The organism is Aquabacterium sp., from assembly GCF_004297345.1.
In the GTDB taxonomy this organism is placed as follows: Bacteria; Pseudomonadota; Gammaproteobacteria; order Burkholderiales; family Burkholderiaceae_C; genus Aquabacterium.
Map to the genome: position 1 here is coordinate 1 of NZ_SCTN01000413.1, position 3168 is coordinate 3168.

A 3168-nucleotide genomic window follows, 5' to 3' on the forward strand; every position below is an offset into this window, starting at 1 on the left:
CAGAACCGTACCAGGCCATAGCCCATCATGAACAGTGCCGTGGCCTGCCCGACAGGCCGAGGCTTGCGCGTGAACAGCCACATCACGGTAAACAGCAGCACGCCTTCCAGCACAAACTCATAAAGCTGCGAGGGATGACGCGGCACGGCATCGCCTGCCCGAGGGAACACCATGCCCCAAGGCAGATTGGCCCCGGCCGCACGCCCCCACAACTCACCGTTAATGAAGTTGCCGATACGGCCCGCCGCAAGCCCCAAGGGAACCAGCGGCACCACAAAATCGAACAAGCGCGGGTAGGACACCTTGTTGAGCCTGGCGAACAGCCACCCGGCCATCACCACGCCCAGAAACCCGCCGTGAAACGACATGCCACCCTGCCCTATTTGCAAGATTTCAGCGGGATGAGCGAGGAAATAGGTCGGCTTGTAAAACAGCACGTAACCCAGCCGGCCACCCAGCACAACGCCCAACGCGCCATAGAGCAGGAAGTTGTCCACCTGCAGCTCTGAAATGGGCGCCAGCCCCTGGCGAACGCGCAAACGCCCCAGGAGCAAGAACAGGATGAAGCCCACCATGTACATCAAACCGTACCAGTGGATTTTTAAAAAACCCAGATTCAGCGCGATGGGGTCGAACTGTGGATGAACGAGCATGGCAGGCGGCGGTCCCGGCTTCGATTTGAATTATTTGAACAGCTTGCGGATGTGCTGCCAGAGGTTCAGGAAGAAGCCGGACTTCTCAACCGGCTGCAACGCCACCAGGTTTTGCTCGCCATAAGACTTGCCATCGATTGTGGCCACAACCTTGCCAATGACAGCGCCTTGCGCCACCGGCGCCTTGATCTCGGGGTTGAGTTGCACCGCGGTCTTGATCTGAGATGCTTGACCACGCGGCACCATCAGGTTCCAGTCAGCCAGCACACCCGCTTGCACCACATCGGCCTTGCCGAACTGCACCGGCGCAGACGCCAGCGCCGCACCACCCGTCACGGCCTTGGCCTTTTCGAACGAACTGAAGCCCCAGTTGAACAGTGCACGGGTCTGGTCAGCACGATCCTGCATGGAGCTGGTGCCCATGACCACCGAGATCAGGCGCATGCCCGAACGCTTGGCAGAAGCCGTCAGGCAGAAGCCGGCATCTTCGGTGTGCCCCGTCTTCAAGCCGTCCACGGTCGGATCCGTGTACAGCAAGGCGTTGCGGTTGCCTTGCTTGATGCCGTTGAACTTGAAGTCCTTCTCGGCATAGATGGGGTAGTAGTCGGCGCTGTCACGGATGATGGCGCGAGCCAAAATGGCCAGGTCACGCGCAGAGGCCTTGTGCGTGGGCGCAGGCAAGCCCGTGGCGTTTTCGAAATGCGTGTTGATCATGCCCAGGCGCTTGGCCTCGGCGTTCATGGTCTGGGCGAACGCAGGCTCGGAACCACCCAGGTGCTCGGCCACGGCCTTGGAGGCATCGTTGCCCGACTGGATGATGATGCCGCGCAGCATGTCCATGACGGATGCCGAACTGTTGAGCGGCAGGTACATGCAGGATTCGGTGCTGGAGCCACGGCACCAGGCGTTCAGGCTCACACGAACCTGATCAGTGGGCTTGAGGCGGCCCGACTTCAACGACTGCTCGACGATGTAGCTGGTCATCATCTTGGTCAAGGAAGCCGGGGGCAGTGCCACATCCGGGTTGGACGAGGCCAGGATCTGCCCCGTATCGAACTCCATCAGCACATAGGCCTTGTTGGTCAGGGCGGGCGGCGGCGAGATTTCCACGGCCAGGGCCGATGCAGCCAGGCTCAGGAGAACGGCGCCAGCGCCAAGTGCGAGAGGGAAACGACGGAGTGTGGATGTAGCAATCATGAGCAGAGAAATTGGGGGGCGGACCCGCTGTTGGCCCGCGCGCCCCGCATTATCAGCCCGTCTGGCGCGCTATCGCCCTTGCCCCTCGTGACTGGCCTGTAAAGACGAGGGCTTTGCGCCCATCACAGTCATCACTTCATCTTGCAGGTCGAGATGCCAAACGGCAGATAGGCCGGGCACCAACCCGAGAAGCCCGTGGCGATGGGCACCAGGCCAATCCAGCCCCACAGGCCCACGGTGCCGGTTGCTGCCAGGGCCACCAGGGTCACACCAGCCGTGATGCGGGCTGCACGATCAATGCCACCAACGTTTGCTTTCATGCTCATCTCCAGGTCAACAAAAAATCAAGGCTCGTCACTTGCCAGGCTTGCTCGGGCACATCCTGTCATGCAAGACCTGCATGACGGCGGCGGCATCCTCACTGGCAAGCCGGTAATAGATGTGCTTGCCTTCACGGCGGGTGTCTACCAGCCCTTCCTGGCGCAACACCCCCAATTGCTGAGACAAGGTTGGTTGACGGATACCGAGATCATTCTCCAGTTCGCCAACGCAAAATTCGCCCTGTGCCAGCCGGCACAACAAGACCAGCCGGTCCGTGTGCGCCAGCACCTTCAGCAAGGCACAGGCTTTTTCAGCCGATGCCTGCAAAGCCGTCAGGTTGTCATCTTTCACATTCATGATTCACATTATGTTGACACGTATATTGTTTGTCAATAAAGTGAAACGCATCGGCATCCCATGCCGGCACATACAGGAGAAAGCATGTCCGACCAGACCGTCAAGGTGAATCTGACCCAGCAAGAGGATTACCAATTTCAGGTCGAATTTGAGGGCGGCCCGCCTGCCCTGCTGGCCGATGAACCGCCGCCGCTCGGCCAATCCAAAGGGCCATCGCCCGTGCAGTTGCTGGCAGCGGCCGTTGGCAACTGCCTGTCGGATTCACTGCTGTTTGCCTTGCGCAAGTTCAAGCAAGCGCCTGAACCAATCACCTGCGAGGTGCTTGCCGAGGTTGGGCGCAACTCGGAAGGCCGCCTGCGCGTACTGACCATGACAGCCAAGTTGAAACTGGGCGTACCTGCGGCCCAGTTGGCGCACCTCGATCGTGTGCTGAGCCAGTTCGAGTCTTACTGCACAGTCACGCAGAGCGTGGGCCAAGGCATCCCGATCATGGTGCATGTGCGGGATGCGGATGATGTGATGCTCAAGTGAGCAGGCTCAGCCCCCGTTCAATGTGATGGAGGCGCCACCACCCTGGTCTTCAAGGGCCTGCGAACGACAAGGGACTGAGCCTGGGCTCGACCTGTCGGCGAGGCCTTGG

5 protein-coding genes are annotated in these 3168 nt (G+C 60.3%); 1 reads left to right on the plus strand and 4 read right to left on the minus strand.

The features are described 5' to 3' along the window. From lgt to EPO09_RS15895, 4 genes are all read right to left on the minus strand, one after another. Nucleotides 1–653, minus strand: a 653-nt coding sequence (gene lgt / locus EPO09_RS15880) for a prolipoprotein diacylglyceryl transferase (RefSeq protein WP_290644321.1), incomplete at its 3' end; no start/stop codon positions are given. A gap of 30 nt (nt 654–683) precedes the next feature. Beyond that, nucleotides 684–1850, minus strand: a complete 1167-nt coding sequence (locus EPO09_RS15885) for a D-alanyl-D-alanine carboxypeptidase family protein (RefSeq protein WP_290644323.1) — start codon at nt 1848–1850, stop codon at nt 684–686. A 131-nt stretch (nt 1851–1981) separates the two neighbouring features. After that, nucleotides 1982–2170 (minus strand): DUF2892 domain-containing protein, encoded by a 189-nt coding sequence (locus tag EPO09_RS15890; protein ID WP_290644325.1) that lies wholly within the window; start codon nt 2168–2170, stop codon nt 1982–1984. A 34-nt stretch (nt 2171–2204) separates the two neighbouring features. Continuing rightward, nucleotides 2205–2528, minus strand: coding sequence for a metalloregulator ArsR/SmtB family transcription factor (locus EPO09_RS15895; protein WP_290644327.1), 324 nt, complete (start codon nt 2526–2528; stop codon nt 2205–2207). A gap of 84 nt (nt 2529–2612) precedes the next feature. Between EPO09_RS15895 and EPO09_RS15900 the strand changes: the two genes are divergently transcribed. Then, nucleotides 2613–3059, plus strand: a complete 447-nt coding sequence (locus EPO09_RS15900; RefSeq protein WP_290644329.1) for an OsmC family protein — start codon at nt 2613–2615, stop codon at nt 3057–3059. Nucleotides 3060–3168 lie beyond the last annotated feature (109 nt).

Bases quoted from the DNA above. Each gene is read 5' to 3' on its own strand.
- EPO09_RS15885 (WP_290644323.1), bottom strand. From the start codon at position 1,850: ATGATTGCTACATCCACACTCCGTCGTTTCCCTCTCGCACTTGGCGCT.
- EPO09_RS15890 (WP_290644325.1), bottom strand. From the start codon at position 2,170: ATGAAAGCAAACGTTGGTGGCATTGATCGTGCAGCCCGCATCACGGCT.
- EPO09_RS15900 (WP_290644329.1), top strand. From the start codon at position 2,613: ATGTCCGACCAGACCGTCAAGGTGAATCTGACCCAGCAAGAGGATTAC.
- EPO09_RS15895 (WP_290644327.1), bottom strand. From the start codon at position 2,528: ATGAATGTGAAAGATGACAACCTGACGGCTTTGCAGGCATCGGCTGAA.